The 17,760-nt window shown below is 43.0% G+C and carries 16 protein-coding genes; 10 read left to right on the top strand and 6 right to left on the bottom strand.

The annotated features are described in order from the left end of the window. Positions 1 to 85 precede the first annotated feature (85 nt). Positions 86 to 547, top strand: coding sequence for an Mpo1 family 2-hydroxy fatty acid dioxygenase (locus KJ365_RS13785; protein ID WP_214452262.1), 462 nt, complete (start codon positions 86 to 88; stop codon positions 545 to 547). A gap of 3 nt (positions 548 to 550) precedes the next feature. Here the strand turns inward: KJ365_RS13785 and KJ365_RS13780 are convergent, their stop codons facing one another. Next, the gene (locus KJ365_RS13780) at positions 551 to 1,546 is read right to left on the bottom strand and encodes an ATP-dependent 6-phosphofructokinase (protein ID WP_214452261.1); all 996 of its coding nucleotides are present in this window, start codon (positions 1,544 to 1,546) and stop codon (positions 551 to 553) included. A gap of 67 nt (positions 1,547 to 1,613) precedes the next feature. Between KJ365_RS13780 and KJ365_RS13775 the strand changes: the two genes are divergently transcribed. Together KJ365_RS13775 and KJ365_RS13770 are read left to right on the top strand one after the other, a co-directional pair. Next, positions 1,614 to 2,456, top strand: coding sequence for a DUF6279 family lipoprotein (locus tag KJ365_RS13775; RefSeq protein ID WP_214452260.1), 843 nt, complete (start codon positions 1,614 to 1,616; stop codon positions 2,454 to 2,456). A 286-nt stretch (positions 2,457 to 2,742) separates the two neighbouring features. Beyond that, positions 2,743 to 3,201, top strand: a complete 459-nt coding sequence (locus KJ365_RS13770; protein ID WP_214452259.1) for a hypothetical protein — start codon at positions 2,743 to 2,745, stop codon at positions 3,199 to 3,201. A gap of 515 nt (positions 3,202 to 3,716) precedes the next feature. On the opposite strand, the gene KJ365_RS13765 is transcribed toward KJ365_RS13770, so the two are convergent. After that, positions 3,717 to 5,642, bottom strand: coding sequence for a methyl-accepting chemotaxis protein (locus tag KJ365_RS13765; protein ID WP_214452258.1), 1,926 nt, complete (start codon positions 5,640 to 5,642; stop codon positions 3,717 to 3,719). A gap of 267 nt (positions 5,643 to 5,909) precedes the next feature. On the opposite strand from KJ365_RS13765, the gene KJ365_RS13760 reads away from it, so the two are divergent. After that, positions 5,910 to 8,021 carry a TonB-dependent receptor gene (locus tag KJ365_RS13760; RefSeq protein ID WP_214452257.1) on the top strand — a complete coding sequence of 704 codons (2,112 nt, stop codon included), beginning with the start codon at positions 5,910 to 5,912 and terminating at the stop codon, positions 8,019 to 8,021. A 152-nt stretch (positions 8,022 to 8,173) separates the two neighbouring features. Here KJ365_RS13760 and KJ365_RS13755 read toward each other — a convergent pair whose 3' ends face one another. Further along, entirely contained in the window at positions 8,174 to 9,820 is a 1,647-nt protein-coding gene (locus tag KJ365_RS13755; RefSeq protein WP_214452256.1) for a tetratricopeptide repeat-containing response regulator, read from the bottom strand. Between the two features lie 184 nt (positions 9,821 to 10,004). Here KJ365_RS13755 and KJ365_RS13750 point away from each other — a divergent pair, with 184 nt between their 5' ends. From KJ365_RS13750 to KJ365_RS13740, 3 genes are all read left to right on the top strand, one after another. Next, positions 10,005 to 10,514 (top strand): VC2046/SO_2500 family protein, encoded by a 510-nt coding sequence (locus KJ365_RS13750; protein ID WP_214452255.1) that lies wholly within the window; start codon positions 10,005 to 10,007, stop codon positions 10,512 to 10,514. Positions 10,515 to 10,636: 122 nt separating this feature from the next. Next, positions 10,637 to 11,632: an oxygen-dependent tRNA uridine(34) hydroxylase TrhO gene (gene trhO / locus KJ365_RS13745; RefSeq protein WP_214452254.1), complete on the top strand. Its 996-nt coding sequence runs from the start codon at positions 10,637 to 10,639 to the stop codon at positions 11,630 to 11,632. Positions 11,633 to 11,711: 79 nt separating this feature from the next. Beyond that, positions 11,712 to 11,975, top strand: a complete 264-nt coding sequence (locus KJ365_RS13740; RefSeq protein WP_214452253.1) for an EF-hand domain-containing protein — start codon at positions 11,712 to 11,714, stop codon at positions 11,973 to 11,975. A 371-nt stretch (positions 11,976 to 12,346) separates the two neighbouring features. Here KJ365_RS13740 and KJ365_RS13735 read toward each other — a convergent pair whose 3' ends face one another. The 3 genes from KJ365_RS13735 to KJ365_RS13725 all read right to left on the bottom strand — a co-directional run bounded on the left by KJ365_RS13735 (position 12,347) and on the right by KJ365_RS13725 (position 15,115). Next, positions 12,347 to 13,681: a DEAD/DEAH box helicase gene (locus KJ365_RS13735; protein ID WP_214452252.1), complete on the bottom strand. Its 1,335-nt coding sequence runs from the start codon at positions 13,679 to 13,681 to the stop codon at positions 12,347 to 12,349. Between the two features lie 66 nt (positions 13,682 to 13,747). Continuing rightward, positions 13,748 to 14,407, bottom strand: a complete 660-nt coding sequence (locus KJ365_RS13730) for a CoA transferase subunit B (protein WP_214452251.1) — start codon at positions 14,405 to 14,407, stop codon at positions 13,748 to 13,750. 3 nt (positions 14,408 to 14,410) lie between these two features. Then, complete coding sequence (locus KJ365_RS13725) at positions 14,411 to 15,115, bottom strand: CoA transferase subunit A (RefSeq protein WP_214452250.1); 705 nt, start codon at positions 15,113 to 15,115, stop codon at positions 14,411 to 14,413. 108 nt (positions 15,116 to 15,223) lie between these two features. On the opposite strand from KJ365_RS13725, the gene KJ365_RS13720 reads away from it, so the two are divergent. The 3 genes from KJ365_RS13720 to KJ365_RS13710 all read left to right on the top strand — a co-directional run bounded on the left by KJ365_RS13720 (position 15,224) and on the right by KJ365_RS13710 (position 17,758). Further along, on the top strand, positions 15,224 to 16,123 hold the full coding sequence (locus KJ365_RS13720) for a LysR family transcriptional regulator (RefSeq protein WP_214452249.1): 900 nt from the start codon (positions 15,224 to 15,226) through the stop codon (positions 16,121 to 16,123). A 5-nt stretch (positions 16,124 to 16,128) separates the two neighbouring features. Continuing rightward, on the top strand, positions 16,129 to 16,632 hold the full coding sequence (locus KJ365_RS13715; protein ID WP_214452248.1) for a GNAT family N-acetyltransferase: 504 nt from the start codon (positions 16,129 to 16,131) through the stop codon (positions 16,630 to 16,632). An 88-nt stretch (positions 16,633 to 16,720) separates the two neighbouring features. Continuing rightward, positions 16,721 to 17,758 carry an endonuclease/exonuclease/phosphatase family protein gene (locus tag KJ365_RS13710; protein WP_214452247.1) on the top strand — a complete coding sequence of 346 codons (1,038 nt, stop codon included), beginning with the start codon at positions 16,721 to 16,723 and terminating at the stop codon, positions 17,756 to 17,758. Positions 17,759 to 17,760: the final 2 nt, after the last annotated feature.

Below are 17,760 nucleotides of genomic sequence, written 5' to 3'. Positions count from 1 at the left end.
GATGGGATTGCTTGGAGTTAAGCGCCTAAACCCATAATCGAATCGATTGCAGCTATTGGCACTAAATCAACATTAAGAGTGATGTATGCGCGAAATAGAACGATTAATTAATAACTATGGTGAAAGCCATCAAAATTCGACGAATGTTTGGATTCACGCCATTGCGGTTCCGGCCATTTATTTTGTTACCATTGGTTTAGTGTGGTCCATACCCGTACCTGCTTTTATTGCTGAGTTTAATATTACCTTTGCACACATACTCGCGGTGCCGGTTCTATATTATTATTTTAAATTATCTGGCCCGATCGGCGCGGCGATGACCCTGCTTACCATTGCCGCCTTTTATGGTATTGAGCTGTTACTGTTTCTCGAAATCTCCGTGTGGCAATTTTGTTTGGCGCTGTTTGTTGTGATGTGGATTTTGCAGTTTGTCGGGCATAAGATTGAAGGCAAAAAGCCTTCGTTTTTTGAAGATTTACGCTACTTATTAGTTGGCCCCGCTTGGTGGTGGGTGCATTGGCTTAAGCGCTTAAATATCCAGTACTAAAGGTTACCCGAGCAAGGCCATCTTTTCGAGCATGCTCAATGAAAACTCATTGAGCTGCTTGCGACTTTCTTTAGTGTTGCTAATCCTAACCGCTTTTGGATAGCGGTCTTGTATCCCTGCCATGCACGCGCGTTCATCATTTAACACCATCTCAACGGCATAGGTACCTAACTTACTTGCTAACACTCGGTCTTGCCAAACAGGCGAGCCCCCTCGTTGCACGTGCCCTAAGGTAAGTATGCGAGTATCAATACCTGTTTCGCTTTGTAACGATTCTTGTAATATGTTGAGTCCGCCGGGCCATAACTGTTCTGTTGTGACAATGATATGACTACCGTTGACGTTGTTTTTTCTGCGTATCTTGAGCTTTTCTAGAATGCGCAACAACTCACCGGCTGCTGAGTCAAAGGTTTCGGGTAAAATAACATGGTCGGCCCCCCCAGCAATGGCTGAGTTAAGGGCAATAAAGCCAGCTTCTCTACCCATGACATCGACAATAAATATTCGCTCAAAAGCATCGGCGGTATCTCTGACTTTATCAATACTTTCAACCGCTGTTTGAATCGCAGTGTGATATCCAATGGTGTAATCCGTGCCTGCTACATCGTTATCAATCGTCCCTGGCACGCCCACAATGGGTTTGTCCCAAAGCGGTTGAAGTGACTCTACGCCTTTAAACGAGCCGTCACCGCCAATTACGATTAAACCGTCTGCGCCCGATTCAGTTAAGTGCTTAGCGGCGGTTAGTCGGTGTTGCTCGTGCTTAAACTTTTCACAACGAGCGCTAAACAGCATAGTGCCGCCTCGTTGGATGAGGTTGCGTATGTCTTTATGGGTGATGGTAAAATATTCTTGATTGATAAGCCCATTATAGCCATGTTGATAACCAATGAGCTCAATGCCAGCGCTCTGTGCTGCCAAAAACACTGCACGAATACAGGCATTCATGCCCGGAGCATCACCACCAGATGTTAACACCGCTATTTTATTCACCGCCATACAAAACCTTTTTTATTGATATGCGCGTATGTAGCATAACAAAAACTAAATAAAGGAGAACAACTGCATGAAGAAAATCGTTATTTTGTTGGCAGTGTTAATGCTCGGTGGCTGTTCAACTAAATTTGCATATAAAAACGCAGACTGGTTAGTGCATTGGTTTATCGATGACTATGTTGATTTGACGCGCACTCAGAAAGACCAGTTTGATGCTGATTTTGCAAACTGGTTAAGTTGGCATAAGCAGACACAGCTGCCTTTATATTTAGCGCATTTCGAAGAGCTGACATCCGACATTGCCACTCAAAACATCAGTATTGCTCGCATGGAATATCATCAAGAAAAAGCCCGTGATCATTGGGTGAGAGTAAGAAGCCATGTAACCCCCGATTTAGTCAAACTAGCCGCAACGATGAGCGATGAACAAGTTGACGACTTTTTTACAGCGCTTGAAAAAGAGAATAAAAAAGATGAAAAAGAGCGCCTAGAGCGTGCAGAGCGAAGCGAAGAAAAGCGCAGAGACAGATGGATAAAGCGTAATATCGATAATCTAGAAAACTGGCTGGGTAAATTAAATGATGAACAAATTACCTTAATCGAAAATCGTTACGACAACTTCACTTCAAACGGTATGTTGTGGATAGATTATCGCAGGCGCTATCAAGCGGCAATGCGCGAGGTGTTTGATGTACCCGATAGGGGAGAAGCATTTGCGCAAGCGATGCTTACGCTACTTAACGATCCTGACGTGTATAGAAGCGATGAAATGCAAACACGTAGCGCGGCGAACGAAGAAGCGAGCAGGTATTACTTACTTAGTCTGTTTACATACAGCACCGACAAACAAAGACAGCACTTAATCAAAGAAATTAATAAATGGCGTGATGATGTGGTGGATTTATTGGAGTAATCAAACATGCAATGCGCTCCTAACAGGTTAGCGTAGACGCTCGGTTGGAAACTGAACGTCTATTAAACCGGGTAGGGACGTGTTGCTATGCATAATTTTGTACCTTATCGAATTGTATTCGTCATTTGATGCATAGGGCATCGGCATTTTTTACCACTCCCGCTGTTCTCAATAAAAACAAAAAAGCAAAGATGCAGTAGCGACTTTTCTTGCGTGCCGCACAGTACCTATGGTACACCTTTGCGTAAGCAACGATGTCGTTGCCTAAATTGTATAAAGGAACAATATGACGATAGATAAGCAAACTCTCCAGCCTAGCAATGATGATATGCGCTACTTTGCAAATATAAAGGGCACAATGATTGAAGTGACTCATATTGCGATGACGAAAGAATCCACCGATGCCATCCTCAAACAACTTGACGCTGAAATAGCCTACTCCTTACGCGATGCTAATACAGGTAATGTAATTGCCAATATGATGGGCGCTAAGCGCACTGGTAACGTTGCTTACAACGGTGCACATGTAAAAGACATGAGCAGTGATTCGGTTACATTCACTCAGCTTTATGTGGAAACCGATGGTGGTCTGTATCAAGTGCAAACGCTCGCTCTAGATACCACTGAGGTCAACGACATCGCCGCGCAACATGAAAACTTAGCGCTTATCGACACTATTCGAGCCACCGACGAAACCCCAAAAATATTTGTACTAGCGTCAACGCGGCGTGGATACAAAGCCTAAGTTATCGTTAAGCTCTTCTGGGCGAAGCACATGTATTATCTGATCAAATTGATTTAATCGGGTCTTGCTTCGCTGCGAGATAAATGAATCGTGTTTCCCGTTTTGCGTAACGACACTAACTTACTCAGGTCGCGAAGCTGTCTTGTCATTTATATCGTCGAATCTAAAAACGGTAACGGTCCACAAAAAATTGGCGGACCAAAAAAATAAGATATGTTCTTAGGATATAAACTAAAAGCCTCGCTTTGATGACGAGGCTTTTTTTATTTTCAGTCAATCGTCTTTTCCGGTTCCTCACACATACTTATGCACTTTCTCGATTTGTATCTTTAAGTGGCATGTTTCTGATAAAACGATAAAGTTCGCCAACAAACAACGCACCGAGAATATCGTGCTCGGGGCAAAACTACTAGTAAATTACCTAATCATAAATATGTACGGACAAATCCGTCATTGTTTGTAGAAAACTCTAGAAGATAGTCATAATTCTGCTAGTGGTTTAATGATACTTTCGTTTAATCAATTACATACCCTGCTAGCTTGTCTTTAATTTCATTTACCAACGTTGATAATTCAGCACATTTCGCCTTGATATCTGAAGCACTTTTGGTGTTTTGACCACTGATAACATTAACGCTATCAATACCTGTTTTAATGCTGACTGAAACCGCTTTTTGCTGACTAGCCATTGTAGCGGTGGCTTGGTTGAGTGACTTAATTGTATCAACTGATGCTAGCGCTTGTTTTAATACTTCACCTGTTTTTGTGGTCGATTCTACTGTATTTAAAGCTGACTCGTTGCTTTGGGCCATGGTGCTTGACGCCTGCTTGCTGCCAGCCTGCAGCTTTTCAATCATGCTACGAATTTCTTCGGTTGAGGTTTGAGTGCGGCTAGCTAGCGAACGAACTTCATCTGCCACTACAGCAAAGCCACGTCCCTGTTCACCCGCGCGGGCAGCCTCAATGGCAGCATTCAACGCGAGCAAATTAGTTTGCTCCGCGATATTTCTGATTACATCCATTACGCCTGAAATTTCTTCACTTGAGCGAGCGAGTTCTTCAATTACGCTGACCGACGTTTCGGTATTAGCGGCTTGCTTGCGAATATCTTCAATGGTCGTTGCAAGTGTTGAAACTGATAAATTGGTCTCTTTATCAGCGACAAGAGCAGCTTCGTTTGCCTTAAACGTATTATCTTCAACTGAAGATGCCTGCTGCTCAAGTGTTATTGCCGACGTGGCAATACCTGTTATTTCATCATTCAATGTGGCGATAGACGATTGCGTACTTTCGGCAAGCGTATTTAATGTATGGGTTGTTTCGATGAGGCGTAAAGATGACTTATTGACGTCTACTATAGTGCTGTGAACTTTTGCTAACAGGCGATTGAGACCTTTTGCCATTTGCCCAAATTCATCTTTTGTTTGTTCATTAAAACGCACGGTTAAGTCACCATCACCGTCGGCTATTTCATTTATTGCGTCTACATATGTACGCACGCGCTTACCCAAGATATTTTTGAGTAAAATGAATATCACAAACAAGATAATAATGCCGGCAACGAGTTGTGCGGCAGCGCCTCTTATCACACTTAACATGATTTGACTGCTAACTTCGTTGCTGTCTATGCCCAAAACGATTTGATAACCCCATTTATCATAATCAATACGCTGAATGTCAAAATCACTATCTTCGTTGCTAAGTGCCTGAACAAGCCGCTCATTTGTAATGTTATTCGAATGCGTGCGCACTTGCCCTTTATTGTCTAATAATGCGATAAACCCATTATCTAAAATGCGGCCAGTCTCTATTGACTTAAATAACACAGACAGATCTGCTGAGTAACCAACGTACCAAATGCCGATGGTTTGCCCATTCGTATTTTTCATAGGCACATAGCCCGTCAAAAAAGGCATACCCAAGATATCAACGGCACCATAATATGGTTTCCCTTGTTTAATGTTACCTATCGCCTTGCCGGAGGGCGACAGCTTTGTGCCAATAGCGCGTTTACCATTGTTTATAACGTTGGTAGATATACGAATGTAATCATCGCCTGATTTACTAAAGATGGTAGCAGTTCCATCCATCATTTCTGTCACACCATCAACGAGTGTAAAATCATTCCCTTGTGCGATATCACCTAAGTAGATGTTGTTTGCCTCAACACCATTGACCGTGACGCTTCCCTGTTGACGTGGCTCTCCAAGTTCAGATGCGCGTTGTTGTAAGTAGCGCATACTGTTTTGAACGCGTTTAGCCATAATACTGTCGGTAATATCTAATACTTGCAGTATTTTCTCTGACTGCAATTGGCTTTGCGTCGCAATGTTGTCGCGAGTCGCGTTTGCGCTGTCAATCGCACCTAGGGCCGCCATAATAATGGCTGAAAGAGCGATTACTGACGCGACAGCATAAAAGAATTTCGTTTGTATTGTCATTTGTTGGGCACTCTAAGAGTAGAAATGTTAAGTAAATTAGTTATGCAAAATATGAGCCGATTAAAATTGAAAACATGATAAATTTATGAATTTTTTATGGCAAAAGCATGATCTTTTCTTCAAAAAAGACTATCCTTCGCATCCAAGTTCTCTAGTGGTAAGCGACATCAATCTTGGAAACTACATGAAACACACATTGACTCAACAATCCTCCCTTTTTTTGCTCGTCCCTCTTTATTAACACTTGCTATCGGTTTAGCACTTAGCATGCCTGTAGTTGCGCAAGAGGCAGAAGAGGCTGACCTTAGCAACTTAGAAGTCATTTCAGTGACTGCAACAAAACGTTCACAAGTTATCTACGAGGTGCCGGTTGCAATAAGCGCGTTTTCAGGCGACGCATTAGCAACACAAGGTGTCACTGATTTAACCGATGTGGGTAAGTTTGTACCTAATTTAAACGTAACCGGCTTCTCGGCGGGCCACACATCCTCAGTTAATCCATTTATTCGTGGTATTGGTCTGCAAGACCATTTAATCACGACAGATCCAGGTGTTAGCGTTTATGTAGATGGTGTTTATCTCGGACGCCAAGTTGGGCAAAACTGGAACCTTAGCAACATTGAACGAATTGAAGTATTAAGAGGGCCTCAAGGCACCCTATATGGCAGAAACTCAATCGGTGGTGCAATTAACATCATTACCAAGGCGCCAAACGACCAAGCAGAAACCCAGTTAAGTGCAGAGCTTGGTAGTCGTGGCCGTTTGAAAGGTGATGTTTTTACCAACCAGGCAATCAATGATCACGTCTCGTTTAACTTAAATGCAGGTTACAATACACGCAACGGCATTGGAACGTTCATCAATCTTCCTAATGCAGAATATGATGTTGGCGAAACTGAAGAAGTATACGGTCGTTTTTCTTTGCGCTATGCACCTAATGCCGACTTTAGCTTGGTTATTACCGCCGATGCAAATGATGGGGAAGGTGGCTTAAGACCCTACACAACATTGATTGATGAGGTTCCAACAGGCGGATATTTTACAGGGCAGCGATTTGGTTCGCCAACGCCTGCTGGTCCACTTCGTAACTCTGATGTAGCGGCCAATCCGTATGATAACGCAACAGGAACCGCCGCAGTTAGTACTGTTGAGAATGCTGCTTCAGGTATATCAGCTACGGTTGATTACAATTGGAGTGAGGTTTTTTCTTCAAAAGTGATTGTCAGTAATCGTACCTCAGATTATAAAGCAGGGCTTGACGATGACAGTACCGTTTTTTCCTTAGACCATTTCCCTGAGCGCGGTGACGCCGACCAAGTATCAGCTGAGTTTCAATTTAATGGTTTTTTTGATACTTGGGATTTCGTTTCAGGGCTTTACTATTTTAATGAAGAGGGTAGTAACCGTCAGGGCGAGGACTCAAGCTTTAACGGCGGACCCAACCTTCTATCTCTAGACCAAGAGACAACTAGCAAAGCGGTCTTTGTTAATGTCGGTTACGATGTTACTCTCGATTTACGCATTACCGCCGGTCTGCGTTACAACGACGACGAAAAGATAGCGACTGCCGACGTTGGCGTTGGGCCTGCAAATGCTCAGCGCGACTGGCAAGAAGTGTCATATGATCTATCTGCAAGTTACACTTTAGAAAATGGAATGAATGTTTACGGTAGTATTCAAAGCGGATATCAATCAGGTCAGTTCCCAGCCAGGCCGTTCTGTCTGTTTGGCGATCCTAATTGTTTTATTGCAACTGAGAATATTACTGCAACAAACTTTGAAGCAGGTATCAAAGGCGAGTTAACAGATGACCTGAGTATGAGCGTTGCGATATTTAACACCGAATATGACGATCTTCCCTACCAAGTCAGCACGACAGCAGAGGGTGGCTTCAACACTGCTAATCTAGTGGTTGGTCAAACGTCTCGTGGTATCGAGCTCGAGAGTACTTGGGCACCTAGTGCACAATTCAATCTGCATACTAGCTTTGGGTTTATCGATGTTGATGTAGATGAACAAAATGGAGTAAAGCCCGTTGCACCGCTAACGCCTGACATCACCGCTTCGATTAGTCCAAGCTACTCAATGCCGATTGGAAGTGGTACGCTTAATTTTCGTATGGATATTTCATATAGAGATGAGATGTTTGGTGAGCCATCATCTGATCCCGGTCGCCTAACGCAAATAGACAGTCGTACATTGACAAACGTAAATGTCACTTACGCACCAAATGATGCGAACTGGAGCGTTTCAGCATACGGAAGAAATATTTTTGATGAGCGCTACGATAATGCTCGCCTTAATACCGGTGATTATGTGCTCGTGATCCTCAGCAATGATGCTAGCGAGTTTGGTGTAAGACTTAATTATCAGTTCTAGCCTCTAAGTAAAATGAAATAATCCAATAGACTTTTAAAAAGGCGTATTTAATGCACTTTAAATACGCCTTTTTTATTGCGCGACGGTAAACATATTGCCTTATTCGCAGCCAGACTCCTAGAACACGCCTTGAAATCTGAAGGTAAAGGGGTTTAGCTAATCGCCTTTTCCACATCCTCACGCATACTTCTAAACTTCTCTCTATGTGTATCTTTAAGTGGCATGTTGCTAATAAATCGATAGAGTTCGCGAGCTTGAACAATGTGCTGACCTTCAGGTCGGTTTGTTTTCTCGATGAGTTTCACAAGGCATTGCATTAAATTCAGGTTAACGTTTATGTTGAGTGGGCATACATTTTTTGCGGTGCAAAACTCTTCATAGGCTTGCTGATAGTTGCCTTCACTGTATAGCGCAATGCCTTTTTTATTATGCTGAACATATTGTTTTCTTGTATCTTTGGCGTTGGCCATCTCGGTTTCGATTAAGTACGCAATAGATGCATCTACTTTGTCTTCGTTTGCTTTGATGACGTCAATTAGTTTCCCTGCTTCTTCAAAATCGCCATGATCAATCATCATCTTAAGGCTATCAGGGGCCATAGAAACAGGATATTCAGTGAAGTTACGCTCTATTTTAATCTGTGTTTCTTCAAAACTCTTTTTCGATTCTGATTGTTTTCCTTCAATAAACAGCATACGAGCATTGATGATGGCCTGAAAAATCTCAAAATCAAAATCTTCTGAGTTCTCAACAATGGAGTCGTCGTTCAGCATTCGCTGCATGGTCAGCATGGTTTCTTGAAGATAACGATTTTTAATGCTTTTAGAATCCGCATTTGCTGCAATGTCTAGAACGGAGCGAACAAATCCACATACATGATTGATATTCTTGTGGACCGATCGTTGAGATAGCTCGTAAATTGACTTTGCGCTATTCATTGCAAGTTCATAGTTGCCATTTTCACGAGCAATTTCGCATACTCTAAAGTGCCTATCAATGGATAACGGCGAAAGGTTGAGTGCTTCTAAAATGTATTTTAGTGCCTCTGGCTTTTTGTCTTTTTGTAAGTAGGCATCGGCAATAATATCGTAAGCTTCTACTGTGTTTTTAGAGCTTTCAATGACGCGCTTAGCGAGCTCTATTGCCTTATCATACTCTCCTTTGAGAAGGTGAGTCTTTGCCATTGAGCACACAGCCCAATGCAAAGCGCGTTCATCAAGCACTTTTTGCAATACCTTTTCAGCGGCATCGTATTTTTCTAATTTCCAATATAGTTTGACGATGGTTTGTAGCAGATGGTTGGTGTAACGTGGCTCGGTTTCTAAAAAGTGCTTGCACGTTTCAATGCTTAACTCAAACTTTTGATGGTCGATTTGACTATACAACGCGGCCAGCGTGACTCTTCGGTGTGTTGCTCGAGTAATCCGCGCGTTAAGTTGAGCTTGTGAAAAAGGTTTAACTAAATAATCATCGGGCTGTTTTTCAAGGGAGCCAAGCACCATACTGCGGGCACTATCGCCACTTATCATCACAAACACAGCAGAGGGTTTAATGAGCGCCAGTTTTCTGATTTCCTCTAAAAATTCAAAGCCGTTTTTGCGGTTGGTGCCTAAATGCAAGTCGCAAATCACAATATCGTATTTGTGTTGCTTACATGCTTTAAGGCCTGCTTCGGCAGATTGTGCGGTATCCACGGTTTTCGCGCCTAATGCGTTTAGCAAACCGCGCAATAGCATAAGGAAGGGACGTCTGTCCTCCACTACCAAGCATCGTTTGTCTGAATAATCGAGTTTTTCCATCTACACTAAATCTACACTCTTTCTTATCAATCAAAATATACGTCATTAGCGAGTCAAGCTAGTGTAATACGCACTTCTACCACATACATTATATCGTTTGATACGCCCAAGCCTTGAGTTATTTCGTATATCTGCCGATACCTCTTTATAGCAAACACAAAGGTCTAGGTCGCAGTTTACGCATATGAAGGTTGAACATTACATCAATGTACAACAGGATTTTAATCAAGCGCTACAGTTTAAGCATGTAAGGCGTGAAGACTATGCGTTATTTCACGCAATGTTTGCAGAGCGCTTGGAATTTGAGCGTGAGCATGTGCAAGACCAAATACAAGGTGGTGCGCAATCGTTATTCGATGAGCTGATCCGCAATACAAACGCCACGATTCGTACCAAGGCATGTGACGCTGACTATGCTTGCACGTCACATATATCCGCATCCATGCAACAATCTAGAATGCATGATGCAAAATGGTTATTATGCAGCCAGCCAACACCGTTATCGATTTATGATGACGCTACACGCATTAACGAAGATGTGTTAGAAAACTGCTCTGTACACACGCAACAGGCTTTTAAACAAGCACAACAAGACGATTATTTAGGTGAAGATGTGCGAGAGGATGGTGAGGTATTGCCAGATTTATCGCTGTTAAACGATGTAATTGAGGCCTCACAAGCCTATTCAATGTAACGACGTTCGTCTTATACTTTCTGTTTTTATCCGCTACACCCTCGATACACATCAATAATTATGGTAGGCTCGGCGCCGCATTTTTGCATTGGTTTTACGTTCCAACACGCAAAGGAAACATTATGAACAACTACTTAGTTTGCGCTTTGTATAAATTTGTCACGCTTGAAGATTATCAAAGCATGCGCGAACCGCTTCGCGCTTTTATGGAAACACACAACATAAAAGGCACCATTTTACTGGCGCTTGAAGGCTTAAACGGCACGGTATCGGGTGAGTCAAAAAGTATCGATGCACTGTTAGAATACCTCAATAACGATCCGCGCATTCGTCCTATCTCTCATAAACAATCTTGGCACGAAGAACAGCCTTTTTATCGCACCAAGGTGAAGTTGAAAAAAGAGATTGTCACCATGGGAGTAGAGGGGATAGATCCGCGCAAAACCGCCGGTACCTACGTTAAGCCCGAGCAGTGGAATGCGCTGATAAGTGACCCAGAGGTTACGCTAATTGATACCCGCAATGACTACGAAATTGAAATTGGTACATTCAAAGGCGCAATTAATCCTAAGACTGAGTCTTTTAGAGAATTCCCTGAATATGTTGCCAAAACACTTGACCCAAAGCAGCATAAAAAAGTAGCGATGTTTTGCACCGGTGGTATTCGCTGTGAAAAGTCTACCGCTTACTTAAAAGAGCAAGGCTTTGATGAAGTTTATCATCTTGAGGGCGGTATTTTGCAGTACCTTGAAGATATGCCTGAAGAAAACTCCATGTGGGAAGGAGACTGCTTTGTGTTCGATAACCGGGTTGCAGTTAATCATTCTCTCGACAAAAGTCACTATGACCAATGTTATGGCTGCAGATTGCCCATTACTCAAGAAGATAAGCAATCGGATAAATATGAAGCAGGCGTAACGTGTCCAAAATGTTTTGGCACCCATAGCGAGGAGCAACTTGCGCGCTTTAGAGAGCGCGAAAAACAAGTGAATCTGTCAAAACAGCGTCAGCAAGAGCACGTTGGCACGGGCGCTAGAGATTTGATGCACCAAAAGCGAGAGCAAAAAGCACAAGCACAGCGCGCAAGAGCACTGGCGAAAAAGACCGACAAGGCGTAATTCATCGGGTTTTTTCCTAGACAGTGGCTCTGTTATCAGAGTAAACTTGTGTTAACGACTCACCGAAAGGGGAAAGCCCATGAGCGATACTAAAACGCCAACGGCTAATGATTTGACCGCTGAACAAAAAGACAGCATCCGTAAAGACTTTGATTTTTTTGATCGCGACCAAGACGGTCAAATTGATTTGAGAGAGTTTATAGACTTGTTGACCATATTGTCGCCAAAGACAAAGATCAATCATGTCCAAGAAGGATTTAACATCATCGACAGTAATGGTGACGGTCATATTGATTTCGAAGAGTTTCTTGCTTGGTGGCAAGAAGGATGGTGGGAGTATTAATCTTCCCTTTTGTATTTTAAGAAAGCGCTTTTTAAAAGCGCTTTTTTTGTGCATCAAAAAAGAGAAAAATGATTTTCATGGCCTAAACACCTAGAAACTTAGGTGTTAAATGTTGCAAAAAGCACACAAATAATAAAAAATTTAAATGCTTAAAATGGCTTTTAATTGAGTCTAAATGTTGCAAACGTAGTCGAAAAAAGAGTAACGTTAATTTATCTAGGAAAAATTTAAAGCACTTAAATGTATTTAACTGCAATTAAATGCTTACAAATGTGCCAAAAAGTGCATAAAACTCATTAATTCTTATTTTATAAAGTATGTAATACAGGAAAGCGTCGCTTGGCTTTCATCATTTACGTTAAAACATCCCGTTATTCGTCGTCATCCTGTTCAAAAGAGGTATCATTTCTAGGCTTGCGTTTGATTGGGGCGAAGCCCATATCTTCAGATTGCATTGGATCAAAACGCTTCTTCTGCTTGGGTTTGCTGACTTTCTTTTCAACGCGTTTATTGGGCTTGGGAGCGTCTTTTTGCATCGAGCGGGGTTTCAAACCAAGACCTTTAAATTTCGCTGCTAATCCTTCAAAGGTTTCAAATATAAAGCGCTGTTCTAAACGACTTTGAATCATCAAAAAGCTCGCCCAATCTTTACGGCTAACAAACGATAGTGCGTCCCCTTTCTTACCGGCTCGTCCAGTTCGTCCAATACGGTGCACATATTCGTCGGCAAACTTGGGTAAATCGTAGTTAATGACCCTTGCAATATTGCTAATATCTAGACCACGAGAGGCAAGATCGGTAGTGACAAGCACTGCAGTTTTGCCGCGGCTAAAGTCGTTGATTATGGCTGAGCGTTGGTTTTGTAAAAGATCGCCATGCAAAAAAGCGGCACTGATCTCGTTTGCCTGTAAGTGTTCAGCTAAGCGTTTTGTGTCCTCACGAGTGGCGGTGAACACAAGTGCTTGATCGCGCCCATCCAATTTAAGCGCGGCAAGTAGCAGTTTGTCTTTATGAGATACGCCATCTGATAGATAAAAAGCTTGGGTAATATCCTCATGAGGGGTAGCGACTTTATCGATGTTTATTTTGACCGGGCTTTTTAGCATGAGCTCGGTTACTTCGTTGACCTCAGCGCTGTCTATCGTGGCTGAGAACATCATGGTTTGACGCTTACGGTGGTCAGCACTGCGATGGATATTTTCTAACGCGTCTTTAAAGCCAAGTTCAAGCATGCGATCGGCTTCGTCTAGAATAAGTAGCTCTAAGCCATTTAAAAACAAGTGGCGTGCTTCTAGGTGGTCATTAATCCTGCCTGCAGTTCCCACCACTATATTTGGATAGCGTTTAAGCGCTTTTGCTTGGTCGTTGTAGTTTTCACCGCCTAAAATGAGTACGCATTGCAAACTCAATTTTTGTGTAAGTGCTTTGGCAACCGAAAAGACCTGTTTGGCAAGTTCACGCGTCGGGGCAAGAATTAACACCCGCGGGTCTCTCCTTGACAAGGCGCGCTGGGTGAGGAGCCTTTGCACAGTTGGCACCAAAAACGCTAAGGTTTTACCTGAGCCTGTTTTGGAGGACGCAAGCAAGTCTTTGCCCATAATTGCATGAGGAATAGCTTGTTCTTGTATATCGGTAGCGTCGTCTAACTGCATCGTTTTAAGGGCAGTGAGAATTCGATGGTCCAGGGGAAGGTCAGAAAATAACAAAATGGCGCTCTTTTATAGATAAGAGCGCCAGTATAATGCTTTAAGGCGTTAAGCTAAATGGTTAAATTAACTAAACTGCATTTCAGGAATATCACCCTCGGCCACAAGCTTACCTGCTGTCTTTTCACGAATTTCGTCGATACTCACACCTGGTGCTCGCTCGGTTAAATGAAACGCGCCGTCTTTTACTTCTAATACTGCCAAATCGGTAATGATGCGTGTAATGCAGTTAACGCCAGTTAGCGGTAAGGTGCAAGCGGGTAAAAGCTTAGAATTACCGTGCTTATCAGCGTGAGTCATGGTAACGATAATGTTTTTCGCACCCGCGACTAAGTCCATCGCGCCGCCCATACCTTTGATAAGCTTGCCGGGTATCATCCACGATGCAATGTTGCCGTTTACGTCTACTTCAAATGCACCGAGTACCGTAAAGTCTACGTGTCCGCCGCGGATCATGGCAAAGCTTTCTGCTGAGCTAAAGATAGATGCTCCGGTTGATGCGGTAACGGTCTCTTTACCTGCGTTAATCATGTCGGCATCTACTTGGTCTTCGGTAGGGTAAGGACCCATGCCCAGTAAACCGTTTTCAGACTGCAGCATTACGCTGATATCTTTAGGGACGAAGTTAGCCGCTAGCGTAGGGATACCGATACCTAAGTTAACATAATCACCGTCTTTGAATTCTTGTGCTACGCGCATTGCGATTTGATCACGAGTTAATGCCATGACTTAAGCCTCCTTCGCCAAAACTTTGCGTTCGATGCGTTTTTCAAAACTGCCTTTGATGACGCGATTCACATAGATACCGGGAGTATGAATTTGGCTGGGCTCAAGCTCACCTGGCTCTACTATTTCCTCTACTTCTACTACCGTAATTTTACCGGCCGTTGCAGCCATAGGATTGAAGTTCATTGCCGTGTGGCGGTAGATGCAGTTGCCGTAGCGGTCTGCTTTCCAAGCTTTTACAATGGCAAAGTCTCCGGTAATGCTTGGCTCCATAATGTATGGGCGACCATCAAACTCTTTTACTTCTTTACCGTCACCAACCGGGGTGCCATATCCTGTAGCGGTGTAAAACGCAGGGATACCGGCACCACCAGCGCGCATTTTTTCAGCGAGGGTGCCTTGCGGCGTTAGTTCAACTTCTAGTTCACCGTTTAATAGCTGTTGTTCAAACAACGCGTTTTCGCCAACGTATGAAGAAATCATCTTTTTAATTTGTTTGTCTTCAAGCAACAAACCTAGACCAAATCCGTCAACACCGCAGTTGTTTGAAACCACGGTTAGGCCTTTTGTACCCATTGATTTAATTTGTGCGATTAAGCCTTCTGGAATTCCGCAAAGACCAAAACCACCTGCGATGACCGTCATGTTATCTTCAAGGCCTAGCATAGCCTCCTCATAACTCGACACCACCTTGTCAAAACCTGCCATAAACTGCCTCTGATGTTTACTAAATAGTAATAGAAGTATTTACGACTTGTTAAATTTTGTAAAATTGATTTAATATTGATATTGATAAATTTATTGGAATAATAAGAAGTGTCCGTTTCATACAAAAACATGTTGGCGTTTGTGAGTGTAGCGCAATCGGCAACTTTCGCGGAAGCGGCTGAAAAGCTTTATCTCTCGCAACCAGCGCTATCAACCTCCATCAAGAATATGGAAACTCAATTAGGCGGGCAATTATTTGCTCGAACTACGCGCAAAGTGATGCTCACGCCAGAAGGAAAGGCATTTTTACCTACCGCAAAGCGCCTCATTGCCGATTGGGACGGAGCCTTAAGCGATGTACAAAACCTATTTAGCGTGCAGCAAGGGCGGTTAACCGTAGCAGCGATGCCGTCTTTTGCGGAGGGCCATTTGGCGGGTGTCATGGCGCTTTATCATCAGCAACATCCCAATATTCGCCTACGAGTGTTAGATGTCATAATGGAGCAAGTGATTGAGGCGGTGTTAAGTAAACGCGCCGATATTGGTTTTGTGTTTGAGCCAGAGAATTTAAAAGGATTGATTTTTCACCCTTTACTGACGGATAACTTTTGTGTGGTGATGCGCAAAGACGATATATATGCTAACAAAAAGCAGGTAACCTTAGAACACGTTGCCGCACACCCTTTGCTTATGACAAATGTTGGCTCATCCATACGCAGATGGCTAGACGCTGTATTTGAGGCACATAATTTGGAAACTACCATCGTCGCCGATGCTTCTCAGCTTGGTACCTTAGGGCAATTTGTCAAACAAGGATTGGGTTGGTCGATTGTGCCGCAGCTGTGTGAGCAACAAATGCAGGCAAAAGAATTGGTCTGTGTGCCCTTAAAAGGCGGTATATTGCAAAAGCGAGTGGGGATGATTGCCACTTCACAAGAGGCGCTATCAAGTGCTGCTAAAAAGTTGTGGGCGCAACTGGCCGATGAGCATCATAACGTTATGGAGTAAAAAAAGTGATTTTATTTGAAACCGACAGGCTGTTAATACGCCACTTTACGCTAGACGATACCGACTATGTGCTCAGCCAATTAAACGAAAAGCCCTTTATTGATTTTATTGCAGATAGAGGCGTTCGCACACGTCTTGATGCAAAAAACTATTTACAAAATGCTCCGATTGCGAGTTATCAAAGCAATGGCTTTGGTCTGAATATGGTCATGTTGAAAGACACACAAATCCCGATTGGCATGTGCGGCTTAGTCAAACGCCCCGAGTTAGCCTCTCCGGATTTAGGATTTGCCTTTTTGGAGCGCTATTGGGGAAAAGGATATGCCAAAGAAGCGAGCAAAACCGTTATGTTCGATGCGCTTAATGTGCATAAACTTAACGCGATATTGGGCGTAACAAAGCCAGAAAATATCGCTTCACAACGGTTACTGCAGACCTTAGGTTTTGTACATGTCGATAATATTGAGTTGTATGACTGTATCAATCACCTGTATCAATATCAGGGGTAAAAATAACCCCCTGAATGCGTGTTGGTTTTCTTTTTTCTGACATAAACCCATGGTACATTTCTAGCACCTTAGATAATGTGAAAAAACAATGAAAACTCAATCACTTATATCCATAATTTTTGTGGGTTTATTATCCGCATGCTCCATTTCATCGAATACTGAAGCGCCAGAAACTGTTACAGTCAATGAGCAGCCTAGTCCGGCGCTTCACAACGGCAATCCTTTGTACAGACAAAGCCTAATCTTGCCACAAGGATATCAATACCCAGAGCAAGACACGTTTAAGGTGATCTCTTGGAACGTGGAGCATTTTCTAGATGAGCATGATGACCCTTACATTGATAACGAGCGTGAAAATGATTCAGCGCAAAGTATGGGCAATAAACGCGAGTACTTGGTTGAGGCGCTAAAAATAGCGGATGCGGATATTGTGGTACTGCAAGAGTTTGAGAGTGCAAAACTGCTGCGTAATATTGCTCAAAATGAGCTCGCCGATATGGGCTATATGTTTTTTGCCGATGCACCTTCACACGGCTGGTATATGAATGTGGTGGTGATGAGTCGTTTTCCACTGGGTGTCATGTATAGCTATGGCAATGCGAACACGCCAGTGCTTAATTACCTTGATGAAAATGGAGAAGTGGAGACCCAGCGTAATTTAAACACGCGCATGTGGTCCATTGACGTTTTTCCGTCTCAAGCATATTCATTTTTAATGACGTCGGTGCATCTAAAGGCAGGGAGAGGCGAGCGCAACATTGGTATGCGCTTAGGACAGATTGAATTCTTGAAAACGCAATTTGAACGGTTTTTATGGGAAGACCCACAGCGCAATATCTTGGTGGTAGGCGATTTTAACGCCTTGCCCGATACCATCGAATTAAGCACGTTTTTGGCAGGAAGCAATGCTGGGAATCGTTTTATTGATCCTTTAGGACCTGATGATTTCACACATACCGCGATAGAGCCGTTAAGACGTTTAGACTATGCAATCATGAACGAAAACATGCTGAGCGAAATGGTGCCTAACTCTGTCAAACCTGTGTATTATTTTGAACCGCAAAAGCAAGATGATTTGGCCGATCATTTGCCGGTAGTTGCACAGTTTTACTTAAAAGATAAGTAAAG

It is taken from the genome of Glaciecola sp. XM2 (assembly GCF_018595715.1).
Lineage (GTDB): Bacteria > Pseudomonadota > Gammaproteobacteria > Enterobacterales > Alteromonadaceae > Glaciecola.
Note: the sequence above shows the minus strand (reverse complement) of the source record. Positions and strands in the feature narration are given on the sequence as shown.

Coding starts and splice junctions, on each gene's coding strand:
- KJ365_RS13785 (WP_214452262.1), top strand. CDS start 86: ATGCGCGAAATAGAACGATTAATTAATAACTATGGTGAAAGCCATCAA.
- KJ365_RS13780 (WP_214452261.1), bottom strand. CDS start 1,546: ATGGCGGTGAATAAAATAGCGGTGTTAACATCTGGTGGTGATGCTCCG.
- KJ365_RS13775 (WP_214452260.1), top strand. CDS start 1,614: ATGAAGAAAATCGTTATTTTGTTGGCAGTGTTAATGCTCGGTGGCTGT.
- KJ365_RS13770 (WP_214452259.1), top strand. CDS start 2,743: ATGACGATAGATAAGCAAACTCTCCAGCCTAGCAATGATGATATGCGC.
- KJ365_RS13765 (WP_214452258.1), bottom strand. CDS start 5,642: ATGACAATACAAACGAAATTCTTTTATGCTGTCGCGTCAGTAATCGCT.
- KJ365_RS13760 (WP_214452257.1), top strand. CDS start 5,910: ATGCCTGTAGTTGCGCAAGAGGCAGAAGAGGCTGACCTTAGCAACTTA.
- KJ365_RS13755 (WP_214452256.1), bottom strand. CDS start 9,820: ATGGAAAAACTCGATTATTCAGACAAACGATGCTTGGTAGTGGAGGAC.
- KJ365_RS13750 (WP_214452255.1), top strand. CDS start 10,005: ATGAAGGTTGAACATTACATCAATGTACAACAGGATTTTAATCAAGCG.
- trhO (WP_214452254.1), top strand. CDS start 10,637: ATGAACAACTACTTAGTTTGCGCTTTGTATAAATTTGTCACGCTTGAA.
- KJ365_RS13740 (WP_214452253.1), top strand. CDS start 11,712: ATGAGCGATACTAAAACGCCAACGGCTAATGATTTGACCGCTGAACAA.
- KJ365_RS13730 (WP_214452251.1), bottom strand. CDS start 14,407: ATGGCATTAACTCGTGATCAAATCGCAATGCGCGTAGCACAAGAATTC.
- KJ365_RS13725 (WP_214452250.1), bottom strand. CDS start 15,115: ATGGCAGGTTTTGACAAGGTGGTGTCGAGTTATGAGGAGGCTATGCTA.
- KJ365_RS13710 (WP_214452247.1), top strand. CDS start 16,721: ATGAAAACTCAATCACTTATATCCATAATTTTTGTGGGTTTATTATCC.